This window comes from Mesorhizobium sp. M7A.F.Ca.US.014.04.1.1, from assembly GCF_003998745.1.
Taxonomy (GTDB): domain Bacteria; phylum Pseudomonadota; class Alphaproteobacteria; order Rhizobiales; family Rhizobiaceae; genus Mesorhizobium; species Mesorhizobium ciceri.
Genome location: NZ_RZRW01001245.1, coordinates 1 through 756, shown reverse-complemented (window position 1 = coordinate 756; position 756 = coordinate 1). Strand labels below are relative to the sequence as shown.

2 protein-coding genes are annotated in these 756 nt (G+C 59.0%); both read left to right on the top strand.

Going from position 1 to position 756, the window contains the following annotated elements; translation table 11 throughout:
* The coding region (locus EOA22_RS38375) for a hypothetical protein (protein ID WP_206521543.1) at positions 1–200 on the top strand (200 nt) is incomplete at its 5' end.
* A complete protein-coding gene (locus EOA22_RS35850; protein WP_063170817.1) occupies positions 197–658 on the top strand; it encodes a DUF892 family protein in 462 nt (153 codons plus the stop codon). The genes EOA22_RS38375 and EOA22_RS35850, both read left to right, overlap by 4 nt.
* Positions 659–756 lie beyond the last annotated feature (98 nt).

Genomic DNA, 756 nt, shown 5'->3' with positions numbered 1-756 from the left:
GACCAGAACGGAGCGAGATCACGGTCCTTGCTCGTGTTCCCACCATGTCTTTGAGGGCGAGGAACAACCGATGGCCTTGGTTGTTAGAGCTGCATATGCCGCGAAGCATTGAACTCGAAGTGGGACATGGAGATGGCGACGAAGAAAAGCGCCCAGAGCAGCACAAAGGGCCTGGGAAGATCTATTTTACGAAGCCTTGAAGGACATATACTACGCGGAGCGTAAGATCTTAAGTGCCCTCAAGAAAATGGCCAGGGGTGCCGAATCGCAAGAGTTGACCGCCGCGTTCGAGAAGCACCGCGACGAGACTGAGGGTCAGGTTGAGCGGCTGCAGCAGGTGTTCGAGATTTTCGGCAAGCGCGCGCAGGGCAAGACCTGTCCCGCGATCGACGGCATCATTGAGGAGGGCGGGGAGATACTGGAGGAGTTCCAGGCGGCGCCGGCCCTCGACGCCGGGCTTGTTGCCGCTGCCCAGGCCGTCGAGCATTATGAGATCGCCCGTTATGGGACATTGGTAACCTGGGCAAGGCTGCTCGGCTTGAATGACGCGGTTCCGCTGCTGCAGCAGACGCTCGACGAAGAGAAGGCAACGGACGAGGCGTTGACGCAGCTTGGAGGCACCAGCGTAAATGAAAGGGCGCTGCAAGATGCCGCCTAGATCTAGCTGAACGCGTTGGGCGGGAGGGAGATCGAGTCCATCGACACCGTCGATCAGGTTGGCTGGCGCTGCGTGCATGAGCAAATAGTGGATACGGT